This window comes from Iodobacter sp. (assembly GCF_025352645.1).
Classification (GTDB): domain Bacteria; phylum Pseudomonadota; class Gammaproteobacteria; order Burkholderiales; family Chitinibacteraceae; genus Iodobacter.
In genome coordinates this window covers 1-20343 of record NZ_JANXSO010000047.1, presented here as the reverse complement: position 1 = coordinate 20343, position 20343 = coordinate 1, and the positions used below count along the sequence as shown (strand labels likewise).

Here is a 20343-nt window from a genome sequence, read left to right as displayed (position 1 = left end):
TCCTTCCCATCCCGAACAGGACAGTGAAACACCTTAGCGCCGATGATAGTGCAGATTACCTGTGTGAAAGTAGGTCATCGCCAGACACCTTATGTAGTAAACAGAACCCCCGTACTCGAAAGAGGCGGGGGTTTTGCTTTGCATGGAGGAAACTCAGTCTTAGTGTAATGAAACCTTCTGTAATTTGCGTGTGGGGCTACGTGATGATCGCTGAGTGAGATAACCCGCACGCAGACTGCTAACCCGACCTACGCCCGAGCGGGTTTACTCGCCGGTGTTGGCCATGCTCAGTGCTAGCTCGTTCTGTGCGGTGGGGGTGAATGGATGTAAATGGGCTAAAAATTGCTGGCTGGCTGCGGCCCATGAGAACTTTTCGGCGTGCTTGCGCACGTCTTCACGGCTAATTTTTAATGAATCAAGGCAGGCTTTTTGTAAGTCTTCACAGAGTGCTCCTGGGCCATCTTTACCTATTACATCGATGGGGCCAGTGACGGGGTAGGCGGCAACGGGGCAGCCGCAGGCCATGGCTTCAAGTAATACCAGCCCAAAAGTATCTGTTTTGGATGGAAAAACAAAGGAATCTGCTGCGTTATAAACTTTGGCTAATTCTTCTTGGCTTAATACACCTAGCCAATTGATGTCGGGGTATTTTAGGCGTAATTGAGTAGCGGCTGGGCCATCCCCGCAGACCCATTTAGAGCCAGGTAAATCGAGCTGTAAAAACGCTTCAATATTTTTTTCTACCGCCACACGCCCTACATATACAAAGATGGGGTGGCGAGTTTGTAGCCGATCTCTATCGCCTGGGCTGAATATTTTGAGATCTACCCCGCGTGACCACATCACCACTTTTTTAAAGCCGCGTGCTTCTAGATCATTCACCACCACGTGAGTAGGGGCCATGACTGCCTCAGCTGCATTATGGAAACGCGCTAGCCAAGCGTAAGTCCAAGAGAGGGGTATGCCAAAGCGTAGCTGAACGTATTCTGGAAAACGTGAGTGGTAAGCGGTGGTAAAGGGCAACTTATTTCTAATGCAATAGCGGCGTGCTGCTAAGCCGAGTGGGCCTTCAGTGGCTATATGAATAGCGTCGGGATGGAAGGCTTTAATGCGTTGGGCGATTTTTTTGCTTGGAAACAAGGAAAGTTGAATTTCTGGATAAGTAGGGCAAGGAATGGTGCGAAATTCGAGAGGAGAGAGCACGTCAACGATGTGTCCCAAGTGTTCTAGTTCTTGGCGCGTTTGCTTGAGTGTGCGCACTACGCCGTTGACTTGAGGTTCCCATGCATCTGTCACAATCAGAATATTCATGCTGCAATTCCTTCGAAAAGAGGAGGATGAGGAGCGTATAAATTGATCAGCTCTGCTTGTTGATCGATAAAGAATTTTTGCCAAGTAATAATGCGTAATTCACCATCCGCTAACTCAACTAAGGCGGTGAGGCTTTCTACCCAATCGCCGTCATTACAATAAAGAACACCATCAATTTCACGCATTTCGGCTTTGTGGATATGGCCACAAATGACGCCATCTAAGCCACGTTCTTTGGCTTCATTGGCGACCGCTACTTCAAAATTAGAAACAAAGCTAACGGCTGTTTTTACTTTATGCTTGAGAAATTGTGAAAGCGACCAGTAACCTAAACCTAAGCGGGCGCGAGCTCGGTTAAACCAATGATTCAGTTTCAATGTAATGGTATAGAGGCGATCGCCAACAATCGCTAGCCATTTTGCGCATTGCACCACGCCATCAAATTTATCGCCGTGTAGCACTAAGAAGCGTTTACCATTGGCCATGGTATGAATCACTTCATCCTCAATGATAATGTCACCAAACATGAGGCCCAAAAATTGCCGAGCACCTTCGTCATGATTGCCGGGGATATAGGTTACTTTGGTGCCTTTTCGGGCTTTTCTGAGGATTTTCTGGATCACATCATTATGGCTTTGTTGCCAAAACCAAGAGCGCCTTAAGGCCCAGCCATCAATGATATCGCCCACTAAATAGAGATGGTCTGAATCGCAGTGTTTTAAAAAATCAAGTAGGTATGCAGTTTGGCAGCCTGAAGTGCCAAGATGAAGGTCAGAGATCCATATACTACGAAACTTGAGAGTGCTCTCCGACATACGAGTAACTCAGCTAGGTGATTGGGTAATAGTGCCGATGTTTGATGACAGATTCGGGTACTTTATGTGACAGCTTAATGTATTTTAAATTTGGCGCTGGCGGAGCTGCCGCCTGCGGTTCATTGTGGAGAGAGTATGTTAAAAAGAGAGCGCCCTAGCTCACCGTGCATCGCTGTTTGCTCAACGGCACTAGGGGATGAGATATGCCGAGGTTGTGGCCGGAGTGTTGTAGAAGTATCAACGTGGGTGATGATGTCTGAGGAACAGAAGGAGAAAATCTGGGCTCGATTAGAGGAGCAATGGCGGCTAGGGGGAAAAACTGCACCATGGCTTAGATAAACTTATTTAATACAAAGATATTTTTTATCCATGAAATGCAAAAAAACACACGGAAATTAACTCGCTTTTTGGTCGATTCCCATTATAAAAATGCTTATTTTCATGCCTTTCGTGGGCTCACTTTTAGCTAAATATCCATGATATTTAATATGGCCACGGCAGTTATCTTGACCGTTTAAAATTTAATTACGTCGCTCCCACACGCCCAATTCCATGCCGTTTTCTGCCAGCAGTACACGCCACGCGTATTGTGCATCAAGTTGTTGGCGAAGTAAGGCAAAGGCCGCTGGGGCGCGGGCTTGATCGAAGCGGCTCCATACAATGTAGCGAATATTTTGGCTGACTAGCCAAGGCCCTGCATCGGGCAAGGCACCGTGGTAAAAAGCACGGATTTTACCCGCTTGGGTTTGAATAAAGGCCGCTTGATTGCGCCAAAGACTTTCATGATCTGGCCAACCTAGGGCGGCGGCTTGGCCACTATGTAGGGCAAAGGCGCTGGCTGCGGTGTAGGAGCCAGCATCTAATCCCTCTAATACCAAGCCTTTCTCGGCACTACGCAGGTGTTTAAGAATGGCCTGATGGGCAATATCATTTTTTAACCAGCCATCTCCGGCAAATTGGCCAAGGCTGGTTTTGGGTTGATAAAGCCAATATTCCGCTTGCGGTAGCGCATACGTGCAGACGGCAAGCAAGGGGACAACAGCAAGGCAACGCCTCCAGTAGGCTTGGCTGCTTAAGGCCATTGAGCCCAGTAATAAGAGTGCTGCAGGATAAAGCCAAGACCACCATTTTAAGGTGGAATTAAACCGGTTATAACTGCCAGAAAGGGGATCATCGATATAGATTATTTCCATGGCAGCAAGTAAAAGTAATACGCCTACGGCGCTCCACAGTGCGAGTCTGTTTTCTTTTCCTTGGCTGAGGGCCAGGGCGGCCAGCCATAACACCGGCCACCAAATAGCTAAGCCTTGGCGTAATGGGGTGTGATCTTCGACGGCAACAAAGGCAAACCCCGCTGAAAGCGCATTGGGTGCATAGCTATTCATAAAGGGGTAAAGCAGTAGCAAGGCTAAGCTTGCGCCAAAGATTAGATATTTTAAATAGCAGCTTTGCCCTGTGCAGCGGCGATAGCCACACCATGCTAGTAGCAGCAAACCTTGCAAGGGCAGATTCCAAGCATTAATGGCCAAGAGCAGGGGCACGCTTGCCCCAAGCGCTATAGAAAGTGACTTGGTTTGTTGCGTGTTTTCTAATTTAATCATCAGTGCTAACGCAAAAAACAGCAGCGCAAATCCTGCCAATGGCGGATGTAAATCACCGAGGTAGATATAGTAAGCTAGCGTTTCAAGGGGTAGCTCACGTGCTGTGCCCTCTACGGCTTTAGGAAAAAGGGCCGTGCCGACGGAGGTATTGATTTGCTGATCATACAGCCCTACAAAGCGGGTATTGGCCCATAGCTGATTTATGGCGGCTTGCGTGCTAGCAATTGGGCTAGAGTCGGTTTCTGCGTAAAGTATGGGTAAGAGTGGAGAAACGCCCGTACCACCGATTAATAAAGCAGCGATGACAAGGGCTTTTTTCCAAGTTGCTGAACAAAAATGGCTAATAACAGTCCAAGCTAAGCTGATGCTAAAAGCAATCGCTAAGCAAAAACCTAGATTCATGGCTAAGCCAGCAGGGATCGCGAGTATTCGGCCAGCTAATGCCGTGGCGTAATGTAAGAAGCCGTAATAGATATCAAACTGGTAACCAGGCAGCCAAACATCGCTGGGAGGAAGGCGGCTGCCACTGATGTAATTAGAAACGAAGGCTAAGTCGGTAAGATGCTCAGATTGGCCATCAATATCAGGGAAGGCAAAGCGCCAAGCAAAAACATAAAGAAAAGGTAGCCAAAAGGGTAGCTCTGAGCGCCAGCCGCCTGTTTTCCAGTGCTTGGATAGGATTGCAATACTGCAAAGTGTACTCAGTGGCCAAACCCAACTGAGCGAGCCAAGGCCCACGAAATGCTCAATAAAGAATAAGCTGGTGATCAGTGTGAGCGTGCCGCAGGCTCGTGAAAGCTGGGTGTCAGTAAAGTAATAAGTAAATACGCGGCCTAATCCTGCTAAATTTATAAGCAGAATAAAGACCGTTAATACTAAGTAAATCAAATACATATGGCTCTCCCGCATCGTCATCAGGGTGATGATCTGATTTTATTGGCTTGATTGTACATAAACCATCAAATGAAATGAGCTAATCTAGCTGCCTATTTTTTGCAAGAGCTGCAGAGCGAGTAATGCGAAATTGTAATAAATGGGAAAAGGGAAAAGATGGCTTGCCAACGATACGTGATTCCCGTTCAATTCGTGCTGGATTATTAAAAGCAAGTCATGTTGAGCTAAGTATGAGTGGTTTAAATCTCTGTATTCTAGGTGGCAGTGGGGTCATCTTTAATATGCTGTAATGTGGCGTTTAAACTAAAACGCTCTTATATGAATGATATAAAAAGAGTCCTGAATGGAAAAAATATTAAAATCAATGCAAGTAGCAACGGTAGAGCAAGCTGTTGAGCTACTCATCAAGCTGATTGCTGCATTACGCCCCGCTAAACTGGATGACACCACACAAGCGATCAATAATATTCAATCGCTCTGTTATTTACTTGAGCAAAATATTGAGCTGCGCAGCGGATTACGCCGCCACTTATTGCATATATTATCGACCAGCAAGCAGGTTCACCTTTATACCGACACGGGTATTCTTTCCAATGAAAGTCTTTATGATGCATTGGTGAGGCGAATTGGTCATCGGCTGTTGCCTCCAACTATTAATTTAGCCTCGTTAAAAGATTTATTTGCTGCAGTATTTAATCACCCAGAGGATCATGTTTGGTTTGGCAATGTACCGCATGAAATTTGGTTTGATTTAGGCAAAGCACTGCATTTTCACGATGAAACGGATCGTGACAGTATTAATCGCACCTTGGTACAGATGTTAGAAGCGATACAAGTTTTGTCTTGCCGAGTTTCTGCGATTGGGCTTGAGCCGGAAATTGTTAAAAATCATCCTGATATTGAACGCTTTGAATCTCCTTTTGTGCGGCAGAATGTAGAAACATTAGCGTGGATAGAGCGCTATCGCCAAGATTTAATTCATGATGGTAAGCCTAGCGAAGATGATTTGCAGATTCGGGTATTACTGGCTCAGTGCGAAGACGTAATTGCAAAAGTGCGTAAAAACGCAGCCAAGCAGGGTGTGTCGGTTAGCCTTACCTACTTACTGATTCGATTGCGGCAGCATATCGATAGGCTAAAAACGCTATTAACTTTAGCTAATCCTGAGCCATCAATAGAAAAAGCAAACACGTTACTTAATACCCTGCATGCTTTTGTGCTGGCAGAGAATCGCAAATATAGCTTAAGAGATTTATTTGCCGAAAATACTGAATTGCTGGCCTTGCAAGTCACTGAACATGCTAGTCATACTGGCGAGCACTATATTGCTGAAACACGCCGTGATTGGGCTGGGATGTTTAAATCTGCAGCGGGTGCAGGAATAGTGGTCGGTTTTATGGCAATGTTTAAGATTTTAATTACCAAGGCGCATTTGCCTTTAGTATTAGAGGCGATTGCGTTTAGTTTTAATTATGCCTTTGGTTTTATGCTTATTCATATGCTGCACTTTACTGTGGCTACTAAACAGCCAGCAATGACTGCGGCTAAAATTGCTGCATCAATTCACTACTCTTCTAAGCAGAAAGATAGTTTGAGCGAGCTAGTCGAGCTCATTGTTAGTGTGTTCCGAACTCAGTTTGTGGCTATTGCAGGTAATGTATTACTGGCTATGCCAGTGGCCTTACTATTAGGTATGGCTTGGCAGTGGCAGCTAGGGGAGCCCTTTATAGGCGTAGAAAAAGCTGAACATTTGCTACACGATTTAAGCCCGATTGCCAGCCTAGCTATTTTTCATGCTGCGATTGCTGGCGTGTGCTTATTTATGTCGGGGCTTATTTCAGGATATTACGATAATAAAGCGATTTATAATGAAATTCCTGCGAGAATTGCGGCGCTACCTTGGCTAAAACGGTGGTTTGGAGAAGGCCGGGCGAAAAGAATGGCTAATTATATTGAGCATAATTTAGGTGCTTTAGCGGGTAATTTTTATTTTGGAATTATGCTAGGCTCTATTGGCACTGTGGGTACTTTGCTGGGTTTGCCTATTGATATTCGCCATATTACTTTTTCATCGGCTAATTTTTCTTTTGTACTTGTTGCTCAGAACTTCCAAATGAGTTGGCAGATCGCAGTGATTTCATTACTAGGTGTGGGCATTATTGGTATGACCAACCTTGTGATCAGTTTTTCTTTGGCGCTTTGGGTGGCATTACGCTCACGTAAATTATCCTTTAGGCAGACTCGGCCATTATTGGGCCAATTGATGCGGCGTTTTTTAAAGCGGCCTGCAGATTTTTTTATTCCTACGAAAGATGATACATCGAGTGAAACAACGAGCAATGGGCATTGAATTCATTATAGATGGCTTGGTTAAGAATGGCTTTGCCGTGTTACCGCAGTTTTTAAAGCCGCATGAAGTAAATGCACTTGCTCAAGTCATGCGAGAGCGAAAAAATTTATTTCATCAGGCTGGAATTGGCCGTAATGCAGGCCATGCCGTGCTTGAGCAAATTAGAGGGGATGAAATTTGTTGGATTGAGCCAACAGACCCTCTGGCGGCTACGGCATTAGCGCAGTTAGCTGAATTAAAATATGCGCTGAATTCCCAGTTATATTTGGGCTTGGATGAGTTGGAATGTCATTTTGCTATATACCCAGTTGGTAGTTTTTATAAGCGCCATTTAGATCAGCACCGTGGAGAAGATACTCGGGTTGTGACCATCGTTTTATATTTAAACCCAGCATGGCAAGCTCATGATGGGGGTGAATTGCGTTTATATTTAGGTGAGGAGCAATATATGGATATTGCTCCTGTGGGTGGTAGTTTGGTGGTATTTTTGTCTAATCAATTTGAGCATGAAGTCTTGGTTTCTAAGCGAGAACGCTTGTCACTTACAGGGTGGTTTCGCCGCCGCCTTATATGATTCAGTTCATAGGCCATTTCATTGGCACGTATTACAATGGTGAAATAGCCACATCGGGGCCGCCATTTGGGGAAGTAGTAATCATGCTGCATCATAATGCTCGCCCTATTCATTATATGGGTGATATGTGAGTCTTTTTCGTCGTTGTTTTATTTTGATATTGCTGTTAAGTAGCTCGCCTAGCTGGGCTATTTCGGTTTTATTTATTAATCCAGGCAAAACTAGCGAAGCATTTTGGGTAAGCGTAAGCCAATCTATGGCTGCTGCTGCGCAAGATTTAGGCATGGAGCTGCGTATTATTTATGCTGAGCGCGATCATTTGCGCATGCCTTTATTGCTACAGCATGCTATTGATCAAGAGGCAAAGCCGGATTATTTAATTGTAGTGAATGAGCGGCAAATGGCCCCACCATTATTGGCGATTGCAGAGCGCGCACATATTCCTACACTGCTAGCATTTAATGATTTAACCTCGGAGCAACTCATGCAATCAGGGCTGCCTAGGGAAAAACTAAAATACTGGATTGGTAGCTTAACATCAGACAATCGCCAAGCAGGCTATTTAACCGGCAAGACATTATTAAAGCGTTTGGTGCAGAGTAAAAAACCTGCCGCAGATGGCCGATATCAATTGTTGGCCATGGCAGGAGATAAATCTACTCCCGCATCTCAAGAGCGTTTACTGGGTTTACAAGATGCACTGCAAGAGTTTCCCAATGTAGAGCTTAAACAAGTTATTCACGGTAATTGGAGCCGTGGCTTGGCTGCGGAGCAAATGACCGTCTTATTGGATCGCTATCCTGATTTAGCTGCAGTATGGTGTTCTAACGACCTGATGGCTTTTGGGGTGTTGTCTAGCTTGGAGCGCCGTTATGGGCGTGACCAAGCTGTTTTAGTCTCAGCAATTAATCATTCTAATGATGCGATATCAATGATAAAGAAAGGCCGTTTGACCGCTTTAGCGGCAGGGCACTTCCTATTAGGCGCATGGAGTATGGTGCTGCTGTATGATTATGCACATGGCTATGATTTTGTCGCACAAGGTACACAAATACAATTGCCTATGTTTAGCATGGTGAATGCAAATAATGCGGATTTATTTTTATCGCGCTTTAGCCGTCAAGGTTTAAGCCTTTATGATTTTTCACGTTACAGTAAAGCCATTAATCCTAAAATAAATCATTATAGCGGGGAATCTTTCGCTACTTTGGATGCTTGTGTTTCGACTAGAATAGCTGGAAAAACAAATAAATCGAGGGCTTGCACGCAGGATAGTAAGCTGCTTATTGCAAGGAGTAGTATGAAGTGAGTGGCCATTCTTCGGCGAAGCTATCCAAATCAAAGCGAAATTTTCAACCGATAGCGAAGCGCTTGAATAAAGTATTACTACGGATTGGCATATTATTTATGCTGATTCTGATTGTTGCGTATGCAGGAATTGTTTATTTTGATATTTCATCTGGATTACGCTCACGGCTCAGCAATACTGTACAGAATCATGGTCCACGCTTAACGGCGGCTCTATGGGATATTGACCCAATTACGATTAATGAAGAACTCGATACGTTGGCGGCCTTACCCAGTATTGCTGGCGTAGTGTTAATTACGCCAAGTGGTGCTCGATACGAGCGCGGCTTAAGCCAGCGGGTTGAAAATGAGTTTAGCTATTCCGTTGCATTGGTGCATAAAAATAGCAGTAATACGGTTGGCACATTAAGTCTTATTGGCGACGCCTCGGCGGTATGGTCTCAATTAGCATATCGAGTACTGCCTTTTTTTATTGCACAAATTATTCTAGTGCTGGGTATTCTATTGGTTTTGCAATGGTTATTACGCCGTGTTGTGGTACGGCGTTTGGATGCTTTGGCTATTCATACTCATTTATTGCAAGCAAACCGCATAGAAAACGCACCCGCTCCCCCTGCTTTTTCTACCGTGGTACAAGATGAGCTAGATTGTTTATTAGAAGGCTTTGCATCCTTACAAGGTAATTTATTAAAAAATGAGCAAGAGCGCGAGCAATTAATTCATGCTTTGGCAGAAAGCCGTGATCAATTAGAGATTGAAGTGGCACAGCGTACAGGTGAAACGCTTTATTTATCTGGTTTTTTGCATATGTTATCTAAAGATGCTCAGCGTTATTTGGAGTTGCCATTAAATCAGGCTCAATTTGGATTAGAGGAAACATTGGCTCAAACAGGCGTACTGTTAGGGTTAGATGCTTTAGTTGCCGTGTGTTTTTCAGATGATGTTTTGCCAGAAGAGGTGTATTTATGGCATAAAGAGGGGCGTAAGCTTCGTGCTGATTTTATATTAGGGCGGCGTGCTTTATATCAGCTTAGTGAATACAATTTAAATATTAAGTCAGTGTTTTTTATTAATAGTGCGGATGAGTTAGATGCAAGCTGTGGTGAAGCAGTGCTGTGCCGAGATTTAAGTCTAGCAAAATTAGTGGCTTTACCTTTTGATTTTAATGCAGAGCGCCTTGGTGTTTTATTTGTAGGTTTGAAAAACCCTCATCGGCAGTATTCTAAATTAGAAATGCGTATCTTACCAATGGTGGTGGGATTGTGTTCCAATGTATTAGCACATCATCGCCAACAATTGGCTTTGCAGGCGGCTAAAGAGGCTTTACTTGCCGCCAATGCAAAATTGGCATTGCAGGCTAATCACGATGGCCTTACTGATATTGCTAATCGCCGCGCTTTTGATGATTGCTTGTTGCAAGAAATGCGTCGAGCAACCCGCAGTGATAAGCCATTATTGCTGATCATTTTAGATGTGGATTTATTTAAACAATATAATGACTCCTATGGGCATGGCGAAGGAGATATTGCGCTAAAGAAAATTGCTGCCGTATTGGCGCAATTTGCCGAGCGAGCAGGGGATTGCGCTGCTCGGATTGGCGGTGAAGAATTTGCACTATTATTGCCTCAGACAGATATGCGTATTGGAAAATCATTGGCTGAACGGATACGGCTGGCGATTATTAAATTGGGCTTATTGCAGGCAGATGGCGGGCCTCTAACCGTGAGTCAGGGGGTGGCTATTTTTTTAGGGGATGAAGAAGCCAGCCCTGCTGACTTCTTACGCATGGCAGATCAAGCGCTGTATCGTGCTAAACACGGTGGGCGTAATCAGGTGAATATTGCCAAAATGCCTAGCGCCCCAAGCGCTGGCACACTGTAGAAACGGCACCGGCAGCATTGAGGGTATAAAAATGCAAGCCGGGTGCGCCTCCTGCTAATACACGGTCAGATAGTTCGGTAACGAAATCAAGGCCAAAAGCACGAATAGAGGCGGTATCGTCGCCAAATGCTTGTAAACGTAGCCTTAACCAGCGTGGAATTTCTGCGCCGCACATTTCAGAAAAACGAGCTAATTGGCTAAAATTTTGGATAGGCATAATGCCTGGCACGATAGGAATATTGATGCCGCGTGCATTCACTTCATCCACAAAGCGGAAATAGGCGTCGGCATTAAAGAAGTACTGTGTAATGGCCGAATCTGCCCCTGCCCGTACTTTATTTACAAAGTTACGAATATCGGCTTCGGCGCTTTGAGCCTGCGGGTGAAACTCTGGATAGGCTGCCACTTCAATATGAAACCAATCTCCAAACTCTTGGCGTAAAAAGCTGACCAATTCATTGGCGTAACGAAACTCGCCAAAATCCCTCATTCCTGAAGGGATATCACCACGCAAGGCCACAATATGGCGAATGCCGTGGTCTTTATAGTTTTGCACAATGCTGCGGATACTTTCTTTGGAGGAGCCCACACAGGAAAGGTGTGGCGCTGCAGCGTGCCCTTCTGATTGGATGTCGAGCACGGCATTGAGCGTACCTTCTTGCGTGGTGCCGCCTGCTCCAAACGTCACGGAAAAAAACTCCGGTTTAAATTGGGCGAGCTGCCTGCGCGTATTGCGTAGTTTTTCTGCACCTTCGGCGGTTCTAGGCGGGAAAAACTCAAAGCTGATAGGGGAAGGCGTCATGTTTTTTTATCCAAAGCACTAATCGATTCATCTTAACATTGTCGCATTAGAGATTGCATGCAGGCTATTCATTGCAAAGATGAAAGATATTAATAATTTTCGCGGGAAATGGGCTCGTCATATAGATGATGCTGTGGCACGTTTAAATAAATATTTTTTTATATTCAAAGGCTTACGTCTTTATTGACTTGTTGTATGCTGACGTCGTGCTTAAAATTACTTCATAGAAAGTAGTGGGCACTTTCAATATACTTAATAAGGATGGAGTTATGACTAAAAAGACTAGCAGCACCCGTATTGCCATGTTAATTGCCTCGCTGATGCTGAGTTTTTCAGCATTTGCTTTGGATAATTGGCAAGAAGGTAACACTTATAATAGCGGCACACAGGTGGCTTATTTGGGGAAAACCTATCAGGCCCTTGTGACGCACACTGCCTATGTGGGTGCCAATTGGAACCCCGCAGCAGCGCCTTCTCTATGGAAGCTTGTTGCGACTCCAACTCCAACTCCAACTCCAACTCCAACTCCAACTCCAACTCCAACTCCAACTCCAACTCCAACTCCAACTCCAACTCCAACTCCAACTCCAACTCCAGGCACCCTAGCTAAGCATGCTTTAGTGGGCTATTGGCATAACTTCACCAATCCTGCCGGGGATACTTTCCCGCTGGCCTTGGTGAGTGATGATTGGAGTGTGGTGGTAGTAGCGTTTGCAGATAATGCAGGTGGCGGCACGGTGGCGTTTAATTTGGATAAAAACGCGGGTGGCGAGGCGAAATTTATCGCCGATGTGGCCAGCTTAAAAGCCAAGGGCAAGAAAGTGGTCTTGTCTTTAGGTGGGCAGGATGGCTCGATTACGCTGAATAATGCCTCGGATGTGAGCCACTTTGTGGATAGCCTGTATGCCATTATCAGCAAGTATGGTTTTGATGGAATTGATTTAGATTTGGAAGGCGGCAGCGGCGTATCCATTGGCGCACCGATTATTAATAATCTCATCACGGGAGTGAAGCAGCTTAAAGCCAAGGTAGGGCCAAGCTTTTACCTATCGATGGCACCCGAACATCCTTATGTACAAGGTGGCTATATTGCTTACGGCAGTATCTGGGGTGCTTACTTACCGATTATTGATGGCCTTAGGGATGAGCTGACGGTATTACATGTGCAGTATTACAATAATGGTGGCTTCACCTCACCGTATTCTACCGCCACGCTAAATGAGGGCACGGTAGATGCTTTGGTGGCGGGCAGCATGATGCTGATCGATGGCTTTGCCACTAGTTATGGCACGGGGTGGGTGTTTAAAGGCTTACGCCCAGATCAGGTGGCATTTGGCGTACCGTCGGGGCCACAATCGGCGGGGCGGGGTTTTGTAACTGCCAAAGTGGTGGCTGATTCACTGAGCTGCTTAACTCAATTAAAAAACTGTGGCAGCATTAAGCCCACCAAAGCTTATCCAGATTATCGAGGCGTGATGACTTGGTCGATTAATTGGGATAAACACGATGGCTATAACTTCTCTAAACCTGCTGCGGCGGCCTTAAAAATACTGCCGTAAGCGTTGCAAAGGCACTGAAGCGATCTACTGGCATAGAGATCGCTTCAGCTTTGCATTAAACGCAATATTGAGCGAGCTTGCTCTCGCTCACAAAGTGATTGCCATCGCCTTGCAGCTTAATAATGCGCTGATTGCGTTTCACCTCCCAATCATCTACCGGATAAGTTTTTGCCCAAGCGCACATCAGCTGCTGATCTTGCTTGGATAGGCTGAGTTGATAGCGCTCATACATATAGAAATGAATTCGCGCAATGCGGCCACGTACTTCCTCCCTAGGCTGGGCTTTTTTATTTTTAAAATCGACAATGGTTTTGCATTGGCCATACATAGGCTCAGGATTACGCGTCCATGCGCTATAGGCAAAGTTGCTGCGATCGCCATTTACCTCGCCGACTGATGGCACTAAATTCACCAAATTTCCTTCGGCGCTTTTAAATTGCGGATCATTATCGCTACAGTTTTTGCGCCCGCCATTTTGCCAACATTGCCGCTGGTGGCCTAACACCCAAGCCGGAACCACATGCTCCCATTCCAAACGCTGGGCGCGGGTTTCGCTTTTTCTGGGGGTGTAGCCACAGCTGGCCAAGTCCATTTCTTTGCCCTTATAGGCGCAGCCACAGTAAAAATCGCTTTCCATACCGCGAAACACATCCGGTAAAACTTGCTTGGCACGATTGAAATCGCGCTGGCCAACGGCGGTACGGCCCGTGACTAGCTCTACGGGATCTAATGAATTGTTGTTTGGATCGGGTGTTGGCGCTTCTTCATTTTTAAAGACTTGACTGAGGGCGATTTCGCCGAGCTTGGCTAAGGTTTTAATTTCTTTGCTGTGCACTATTTTTTCGACTTGAGCAATATTACTATCGTCACAAGCACTTAAAAAAAGACTGCAGAATAAAACAATAATTGAAGTGGTGTGCGGGGCATACTTTTTATTGAACTGCATTACTTACACATATTCCTATATTAATTTAAGGCCGAGCGATAGATTGCAAGTGGCCAATGACCATTGCCATTTTATTAGATGATGTTTACAAGAGGGATATTATCAATGTCTTGCTTTTAAGCTCTGACCTGAATAAAGCGCTGTTTAAATAAAAAACCTTGCACCATATCTACATTTAGCTGGCGGGCAATTTCTAGTTGTTCTGGTGTTTCTATACCTTCTAATACAGTACGCTTGCCGGTATCTTTAGCATAACGAATAAGGCTTTCTAAGGCCATGCGATGATTGGGTAAATAAAGCTCATTAAACCAACTGCGATCAAACTTTAAGCAATCTACGGTAATTAAAATCGGGAGGGATAGCATTGAATGGGGGGAGCCAATGTCATCCAATGCTAGCTGGATATTTTTTTCATGGAATGCTTTGGCCATATTAGCACTTTGGCGTGCATCAGAAATATCACTATTTTCGATTATCTCTAATACAATATCACTACGGCAATGAATAAGAGAGAGTAAAGGATTTTCTTCCCCAGCAATATCGGCTACGGCGTAAGCATCAGGGTCTAGATTTAAAAATAACTCCCCAGCAGGAGCGTTTTCTAATTGCAATTGCTTCATACAATATTCCACTTGAAATAGCGTCAGTGGGCTATGGTGTAGCTCATTAAATAAATGATCTGTGCGCAGCAATTGCTCGTCGGCGCGATAAAAGCGGGCTAGGGCTTCATGGGCGATTGTTTCTAAATTGTGCGTATGAATTAATGGCTGATATTCAACGCCAAACCGTTGCTGTTGAATCACATCAAGCAATAGGATTGGGGATAATTTAGGCATTGCTCTTGTTTTTAATGAGAATAGTTATCATATTTTATAATGACTTAGTAAGGCTATGGGCAATAAAATATTTTCTTTTTTTGTCAGTTATTATTGAGGCGTGAGCATAGCAGCATGCAACACGCCCAAAAGATGCTATTGATTTATCAAGTAAAAAGCGGTGTCAGTAAGGGGGCAATTAACACCATAACTACGCCTGAAACCATCATGGTGATACAGGCGACTACCCCTTCTTCATTGCCAATTTCCCTTGCCTTTGCGGTACCTACGGCATGGGCTGCAGCACCAAATAAAGCGCCTCTGGCTAAGCGGGAGCGTAGGGGTAAAATCAGCAGCATAAACTCACCAAATAGCATGCCCATTAAACCGGTAATCACGACAAATAAAGCGGTTAGCTCCGGCGAGCCTCCCCAAGTGCCAGATACTGCGAGGGCAAAGGGGGTGGAAATTGATCTAGGTAACAGGCTGCGAGTGAGCTCTGGCGATAAATGAAATAACTTAGCCAATAACATACAGCTAAGTAGAGCAGTAAAACAACCGGCAATTACGCCTGCAGATAAAGAGAGCCAATGCTTAACCATTAAAGTGCGGTATTCATAGAGTGGCACTGCAAAAGCAACGGTGGCAGGGCCAAGTAACCATAACAACCAGCGGGTGTCTTTATAATAAACCTCATAAGGGATATGGGTGAACAGCATAAAGACAACCAGCAGTGTAGGCGTTAGAACCAAGGGGGCAAGCCACCAGCGTGTATAACGCGCATATAAATATTTGGCCAGCACGTACGCGCCAATAGTCAGTAGAAAGCAAGTAAGCGCAATAATACTCATGATGCTGATCGCTTTTTGACACGGGCCAAGCGTAAGCGGTGTTCCCATTTAAAGCAGCGATCAACCACAGTAGCCGTTACACACATGACTAAGGTGGTGCCAAGAAAAATCACCACCAACAACTGCCAACCTTCGGCGATAAACAAAGCTTTATATTTGACGAGGGCCACCACGGCGGGTACAAAAAAAAGCAGCATTTCTGCCAGCAGCCATTCTGCACCATCCTTTACCCAATTTAATGGTGCACCCAGTAGCAGTAACACAAATACAAAGCCTAAGCCCAGCACGCCTCCTGGTACAGGTAAGTCTACTTTTACGACTAGCCAATCAGATGCTAGCCAAATTGCAATCAGTAAGCCAATTTGGGCTAAAACACGGGTAAAGGAAAACAGCTTGCTGGCCACCACATACACTCCTGTCATATTGGGGCTTATTTTACGCGCATTAGATTGATCACCTAAATGACTTATTGCCATCGCTAAGGCTTAAGCCGCTATATGAGTGACAAGGGGCACGTATCAGGCATTCTGCTCTTTTATCCCATAGGCAGCTGCAAAGACAGGGCTTAGAATAGAGCTTATTTACTGAAAAATGGGCATTATTTAATGAGCAGTCTTATCGATACAGGCTTCAAGCGCTGCTTACTGTTTTTTGTTTTATTACTGGGCATCTGGGGCGCGGTGGGGAGTATGTGGCTACCTCACTGGGCACAGCCACGCTTAGAAAATATGCTTTCTTCAGTATTGCATAGAAATGTCAGTATAGAGAAAGTAGATTTTAACCCCTTTACGTTGCAAGCCACTTTGTATAACGGCAAAATTACTGATGGCAAAACACCATTTGCACAATTTAAAACTTTAGCACTAGATATTGAATGGGCTTCCTTGTGGAGGAAGGCCCCTATTATTAATGAAATAACGTTACTTGAACCACAGATTAATATTGTTCGCATCAATGATCACAAATATAATTTTTCTGATTTACTAGTAAAAGACGATAAGACAAAAAAAGATGATAACTGGCCAAAATTTTCATTAAATAATATTAGAGTTGTAAAAGGGTCGCTTAATTTTGACGATCAACTACTGCATACCCAGCAAAAACTCAGTGACTTTCAGCTAGCATTACCCTTTGTTTCTACTTTAGAACATCGTGTTAATGAATATATTCAGCCTAGTATGTCAGGTAAAATTAATGGCGCTCCTTTTAATATTGCAGCAACAAGTAAGCCATTTACTCGCGAAAAAGAAACACGTTTATCATTTTCTCTAAATAAATTAGATATAAATAAATATGTTAACTACATTGTACTCCCTGATGAATTAAGACTGCTATCTACCCAGGTGTCAGGGAAAATTAATATTGTTTTTAATATGGAAAAAGACAACTCAAGATTCGTGCTAGAGGGGCCACTACAGTTTGATAATGTGAATATAGAGCAAGCTAAACAGCCTTTTGTAAAAATAAATCAACTAACCTTGAAGCTAAAAGATTTTGAGCCACTCGCTGAAAAATATCGCTTTGCAGATATTAAAGTTGATGCTTTAGATATAGTACTGGAAAAAGCCCTGCAGCTAGTTAATAAGCCTGCAAGCCCGCCTACAACTAAGACTAAAATGCTGCTGGATATTGGCCATTTCCAAGTGATTAATAGCCGAATTACTTATCAAAATTTTATTTTTGATGCAATTAAGTTTGATGTACATGGCTTTGTTAATCAGGGAAATAAAAAACTTCCTGTAAAATTGGCCGTAAATAGCCCCGATGGGGAACAGCTATTGGCTGACTTAAGCATACAAACTCATCCATTTAGCTTGGCTGGAAAAATAAATGCTTCAAAGTTAAAGCTGGCCCATTATAACCAATATCTTGCGCCATATTTCAAGGGTGAAATAAGTGATGGTTTATTGAATATAGCAACAATAGCCTATATCAGTGTAAATCCACTTATTTATACTTTAAAAGATACCGATGTAGAATTAAGTAATCTAGCGCTACAGCAAGCAAATAAACCTTTATTGCTAGTTAATCAGCTAGCTATAAAATCACTTGAGCTAGATTCTGTTCAGCAATTAATAAAAGCGGCAAGTATAGAAAGCAAGCAAGGGCAATTAGAGGCTCAGTTATTGGCTAATGGGCAGTTAAATTTAGCAACACTTATGCCGGAGCCAGCTACTGCCGCTACGCCTGCTGCACCATGGCGGGTGCAAGTTGAAAAAATAGACATTAATGATTGGAAGCTTGATGTCGCTGATAAAAGCTTAGCACATGCTCCTACCATTTTTATACGTGATATTGCTTTGGGTTTTGATCATTTTGATAGTAAGCAAGGTAGCAAAGGTATATTAAGCTTAACGGGAAAATGGGGAAATAAAGGTTTAATTAATATAGCGGGTGATGTGACTCCCTTGCCTTTTGCTAGTAAAGTGGCGATTGACGTGCGTAATGTTGATGCCACTTTTTTACAACCCTATTTTACTAAATATATCAACGTATCTTTGGCTAGAGGTTTTTTAAATGCTAAAGGGGAGTTGCAAGTCGTTACTGAGCCTAAACTAAATGGGCGCTATCGTGGTTTACTAAGTGTGGATAACTTCTATGCCTTAGATAAACAAACCTCTACGGCTTTTTTAAAATGGAATAAATTAGGATTTAAAGGCGTTGATATTGCTTTATCTCCGTTGCGCGTTGATATTGCTGAGCTTGCTTTAGATAATTTTTACTCTCGATTGATTTTGTCACCTACTGGGCGTTTAAATTTACAAGATATTTTGGTGCGTGGTGGTAAGCAAGTATCGGTTGCCAATGTGCAGCAGGCGAGTTCAGTCACGGCAGCTGTTCCTGTAATTAACAATACAGCTTCTTTAGCGCCAATCAATATTCAGAAGATTGTCTTTAGTAATGGGGATATTCGCTATAGTGATTTCTTTATTAAACCTAACTTTACCGCTAATTTAACCGGCATGGCTGGGGTGATTAATGGCTTGTCTAGTGCAGACAACGCATTGGCACAATTAGATCTACATGGATTTGTAGATAAGGTTGCACCTGTTAAGGTAAGTGGGGCGTTTAACCCATTGGCTAAGAAAATATTTCTTGATCTTAAAGGTGGAGTGAAAAGTTATGATTTAGCTTCTGCCTCAACATATTCCAGTAAATACGCTGGCTATGGGATAGAGAAAGGCAAGTTATCTATGGATATTTCTTATAAAATTGAAAATAATAAATTATTATCAAATAATAAATTATTTTTAGACCAATTTATTTTAAGTGATGACAGAATAGCGAGTGAAACCGCAACTACGCTTCCCGTTAAATTAGCGTTGTCATTATTAACGGATCGCCGAGGGCAAATTAATTTAAATATCCCGATTGAGGGCTCTTTAGATGACCCTGATTTTAGTGTCAGTGGAATTGTTTTACAGGTCATTTCTAATCTTATGGAGAAAATGGTGACCGCCCCCTTTGATGTATTAGCTAATAGCTTTGGAGGGGAAAATATTACGCTATCACATATTACCTTTATTGATGGTAGTGAAAAAACAGATGAGATGGCTATAAAAAGTATTAAGAAGTTAGCTGAGATACTGAAGGATCGCCCAGCTTTAAAACTGGATATTCGAAGTTACTTAGATCCAATTATTGATCGAGAAGCGTTAAAGAAGAGAATCTTACAAAGAAAAGTACTTGCTTTAAAGTTGGCAAAATTATCAGAAAACGCTCAATATCTTGACGATGATAGCCAGTTAGCACTGACAAAGGATGAATATCCTTATTTGCTAGAGCAGGCCTATAAGAAAGAAACCTTTGCAAAGCCGACTAACCTGATTGGCTTTGATAAATCGCTCTCTATTGTAGAGATGGAAAAATTAATGACCGAGCATATCGAGGTAAAAGATGATGATCTATACGCTCTTGGCTTGAGGCGTGCTTTATTGGTGAAAGCGGCCTTACTAACCGCAGGGGTGGAGGAGGCTAGGATGTTTGTGGTTAAAGCCAAATTTAATAGCAGCCAAGATAAAAAGTCACGGGTGCAGTTTGATTTGAAGTAAGCTTTTAAAATGAATAGTCGTTGTGCTGTGATAGGTAGCACAACCAACAAAGACACACAAATAAAGGGTAATCCTATCAACTTAAGGGCACTGTGGATCGTTAAACCTTAAGCGATTAACTTAGATCTATCTATTGCAAGCGTTGAAACATCTTAGGGCGAGTGAAACCCGCATTTTTTTCAGCATTACTCGGTTGCACCGGCCCTAAGAATGGCAGATTGCTTAAGTTGATAGGATTGAAATAAGGGGTGGAGTGTAAAAATGGAAAGCAATATTCTCTTTCTAATGCGCTCGCGTACTTTGTGTTTTTTGTATATCTAGAGAGTAATAGTGTTGGTAATAAGGCTTTATGGTGCGCTAGCACGCCCCCTGTGTCAGGATAGTTGAGATACTCTCTTTTCAGGGATTCCAACTTACTCAGGGGGCTGGTTACTCATCATGTCGCGGTAATCCCCCCGTTTTTAAGCTCACTTAAAAGTAGAGGCTAGGCATGTAATGCCAGTTTTTGTTTCGGGGTGATGCCGCCCAATCCCATATGCGGACGTTCGTTATTGTAAGTCCAAAGCCATTGCGTTGCGGTTTCT

At 43.6% G+C, this 20343-nt stretch carries 16 protein-coding genes; 7 read left to right on the top strand and 9 right to left on the bottom strand.

Annotation, left to right across the window (positions count from 1 at the left end; all coding sequences use genetic code 11):
- Positions 1-264 precede the first annotated feature (264 nt).
- Positions 265-1311: a glycosyltransferase family 1 protein gene (locus Q0R17_RS06495; protein ID WP_293933194.1), complete on the bottom strand. Its 1047-nt coding sequence runs from the start codon at positions 1309-1311 to the stop codon at positions 265-267.
- On the bottom strand, positions 1308-2126 hold the full coding sequence (locus Q0R17_RS06490; RefSeq protein ID WP_293933160.1) for a UDP-2,3-diacylglucosamine diphosphatase: 819 nt from the start codon (positions 2124-2126) through the stop codon (positions 1308-1310). The genes Q0R17_RS06495 and Q0R17_RS06490 overlap by 4 nt, the downstream gene beginning before the upstream one ends.
- A 135-nt stretch (positions 2127-2261) precedes the next feature.
- Between Q0R17_RS06490 and Q0R17_RS20045 the strand changes: the two genes are divergently transcribed.
- Positions 2262-2465 (top strand): DUF1289 domain-containing protein, encoded by a 204-nt coding sequence (locus Q0R17_RS20045; protein WP_293933158.1) that lies wholly within the window; start codon positions 2262-2264, stop codon positions 2463-2465.
- A 182-nt stretch (positions 2466-2647) separates the two neighbouring features.
- Here Q0R17_RS20045 and Q0R17_RS06480 read toward each other — a convergent pair whose 3' ends face one another.
- Positions 2648-4621 (bottom strand): DUF2298 domain-containing protein, encoded by a 1974-nt coding sequence (locus Q0R17_RS06480; RefSeq protein ID WP_293933156.1) that lies wholly within the window; start codon positions 4619-4621, stop codon positions 2648-2650.
- 343 nt (positions 4622-4964) lie between these two features.
- Here Q0R17_RS06480 and Q0R17_RS06475 point away from each other — a divergent pair, with 343 nt between their 5' ends.
- The 4 genes from Q0R17_RS06475 to Q0R17_RS06460 all read left to right on the top strand — a co-directional run bounded on the left by Q0R17_RS06475 (position 4965) and on the right by Q0R17_RS06460 (position 10734).
- Positions 4965-6971 (top strand): site-specific recombinase, encoded by a 2007-nt coding sequence (locus tag Q0R17_RS06475; protein WP_293933154.1) that lies wholly within the window; start codon positions 4965-4967, stop codon positions 6969-6971.
- Entirely contained in the window at positions 6946-7545 is a 600-nt protein-coding gene (locus Q0R17_RS06470; protein WP_293933152.1) for a 2OG-Fe(II) oxygenase, read from the top strand. The genes Q0R17_RS06475 and Q0R17_RS06470 overlap by 26 nt, the downstream gene beginning before the upstream one ends.
- A 127-nt stretch (positions 7546-7672) precedes the next feature.
- A complete protein-coding gene (locus tag Q0R17_RS06465) occupies positions 7673-8854 on the top strand; it encodes an ABC transporter substrate-binding protein (protein ID WP_293933150.1) in 1182 nt (393 codons plus the stop codon).
- Between the two features lie 62 nt (positions 8855-8916).
- Positions 8917-10734, top strand: coding sequence for a GGDEF domain-containing protein (locus tag Q0R17_RS06460; RefSeq protein ID WP_293933148.1), 1818 nt, complete (start codon positions 8917-8919; stop codon positions 10732-10734).
- Here the strand turns inward: Q0R17_RS06460 and metF are convergent.
- Entirely contained in the window at positions 10706-11536 is an 831-nt protein-coding gene (metF, locus tag Q0R17_RS06455; RefSeq protein WP_293933146.1) for a methylenetetrahydrofolate reductase [NAD(P)H], read from the bottom strand. The two genes, Q0R17_RS06460 and metF, sit on opposite strands and share 29 nt — an antisense overlap.
- A 269-nt stretch (positions 11537-11805) precedes the next feature.
- Here metF and Q0R17_RS06450 point away from each other — a divergent pair, with 269 nt between their 5' ends.
- Positions 11806-13095, top strand: coding sequence for a chitinase (locus tag Q0R17_RS06450; protein ID WP_293933144.1), 1290 nt, complete (start codon positions 11806-11808; stop codon positions 13093-13095).
- A gap of 55 nt (positions 13096-13150) precedes the next feature.
- Here Q0R17_RS06450 and Q0R17_RS06445 read toward each other — a convergent pair whose 3' ends face one another.
- The 4 genes from Q0R17_RS06445 to Q0R17_RS06430 all read right to left on the bottom strand — a co-directional run bounded on the left by Q0R17_RS06445 (position 13151) and on the right by Q0R17_RS06430 (position 16183).
- Positions 13151-14041, bottom strand: coding sequence for an endonuclease (locus Q0R17_RS06445; protein ID WP_293933142.1), 891 nt, complete (start codon positions 14039-14041; stop codon positions 13151-13153).
- A 116-nt stretch (positions 14042-14157) separates the two neighbouring features.
- Positions 14158-14877, bottom strand: a complete 720-nt coding sequence (locus Q0R17_RS06440; protein WP_293933140.1) for an EAL domain-containing protein — start codon at positions 14875-14877, stop codon at positions 14158-14160.
- A 146-nt stretch (positions 14878-15023) separates the two neighbouring features.
- Positions 15024-15707 carry an LrgB family protein gene (locus tag Q0R17_RS06435; RefSeq protein WP_293933138.1) on the bottom strand — a complete coding sequence of 228 codons (684 nt, stop codon included), beginning with the start codon at positions 15705-15707 and terminating at the stop codon, positions 15024-15026.
- Positions 15704-16183, bottom strand: a complete 480-nt coding sequence (locus Q0R17_RS06430) for a CidA/LrgA family protein (protein WP_293933136.1) — start codon at positions 16181-16183, stop codon at positions 15704-15706. Before Q0R17_RS06430 ends, Q0R17_RS06435 begins: the two co-directional genes overlap by 4 nt.
- 129 nt (positions 16184-16312) lie before the next feature.
- Between Q0R17_RS06430 and Q0R17_RS06425 the strand changes: the two genes are divergently transcribed.
- Positions 16313-19759, top strand: coding sequence for a DUF748 domain-containing protein (locus Q0R17_RS06425; protein ID WP_293933134.1), 3447 nt, complete (start codon positions 16313-16315; stop codon positions 19757-19759).
- Positions 19760-20243: 484 nt separating this feature from the next.
- On the opposite strand, the gene Q0R17_RS06420 is transcribed toward Q0R17_RS06425, so the two are convergent.
- Positions 20244-20343, bottom strand: a 100-nt coding sequence (locus tag Q0R17_RS06420; protein WP_293933196.1) for an integrase core domain-containing protein, incomplete at its 5' end; no start/stop codon positions are given.

Bases quoted from the DNA above. Each gene is read 5' to 3' on its own strand.
- Q0R17_RS06495 (WP_293933194.1), bottom strand. From the start codon at position 1,311: ATGAATATTCTGATTGTGACAGATGCATGGGAACCTCAAGTCAACGGC.
- Q0R17_RS06490 (WP_293933160.1), bottom strand. From the start codon at position 2,126: ATGTCGGAGAGCACTCTCAAGTTTCGTAGTATATGGATCTCTGACCTT.
- Q0R17_RS20045 (WP_293933158.1), top strand. From the start codon at position 2,262: ATGTTAAAAAGAGAGCGCCCTAGCTCACCGTGCATCGCTGTTTGCTCA.
- Q0R17_RS06480 (WP_293933156.1), bottom strand. From the start codon at position 4,621: ATGTATTTGATTTACTTAGTATTAACGGTCTTTATTCTGCTTATAAAT.
- Q0R17_RS06475 (WP_293933154.1), top strand. From the start codon at position 4,965: ATGGAAAAAATATTAAAATCAATGCAAGTAGCAACGGTAGAGCAAGCT.
- metF (WP_293933146.1), bottom strand. From the start codon at position 11,536: ATGACGCCTTCCCCTATCAGCTTTGAGTTTTTCCCGCCTAGAACCGCC.
- Q0R17_RS06450 (WP_293933144.1), top strand. From the start codon at position 11,806: ATGACTAAAAAGACTAGCAGCACCCGTATTGCCATGTTAATTGCCTCG.
- Q0R17_RS06445 (WP_293933142.1), bottom strand. From the start codon at position 14,041: ATGCAGTTCAATAAAAAGTATGCCCCGCACACCACTTCAATTATTGTT.
- Q0R17_RS06440 (WP_293933140.1), bottom strand. From the start codon at position 14,877: ATGCCTAAATTATCCCCAATCCTATTGCTTGATGTGATTCAACAGCAA.
- Q0R17_RS06435 (WP_293933138.1), bottom strand. From the start codon at position 15,707: ATGAGTATTATTGCGCTTACTTGCTTTCTACTGACTATTGGCGCGTAC.
- Q0R17_RS06430 (WP_293933136.1), bottom strand. From the start codon at position 16,183: ATGGCAATAAGTCATTTAGGTGATCAATCTAATGCGCGTAAAATAAGC.
- Q0R17_RS06425 (WP_293933134.1), top strand. From the start codon at position 16,313: ATGAGCAGTCTTATCGATACAGGCTTCAAGCGCTGCTTACTGTTTTTT.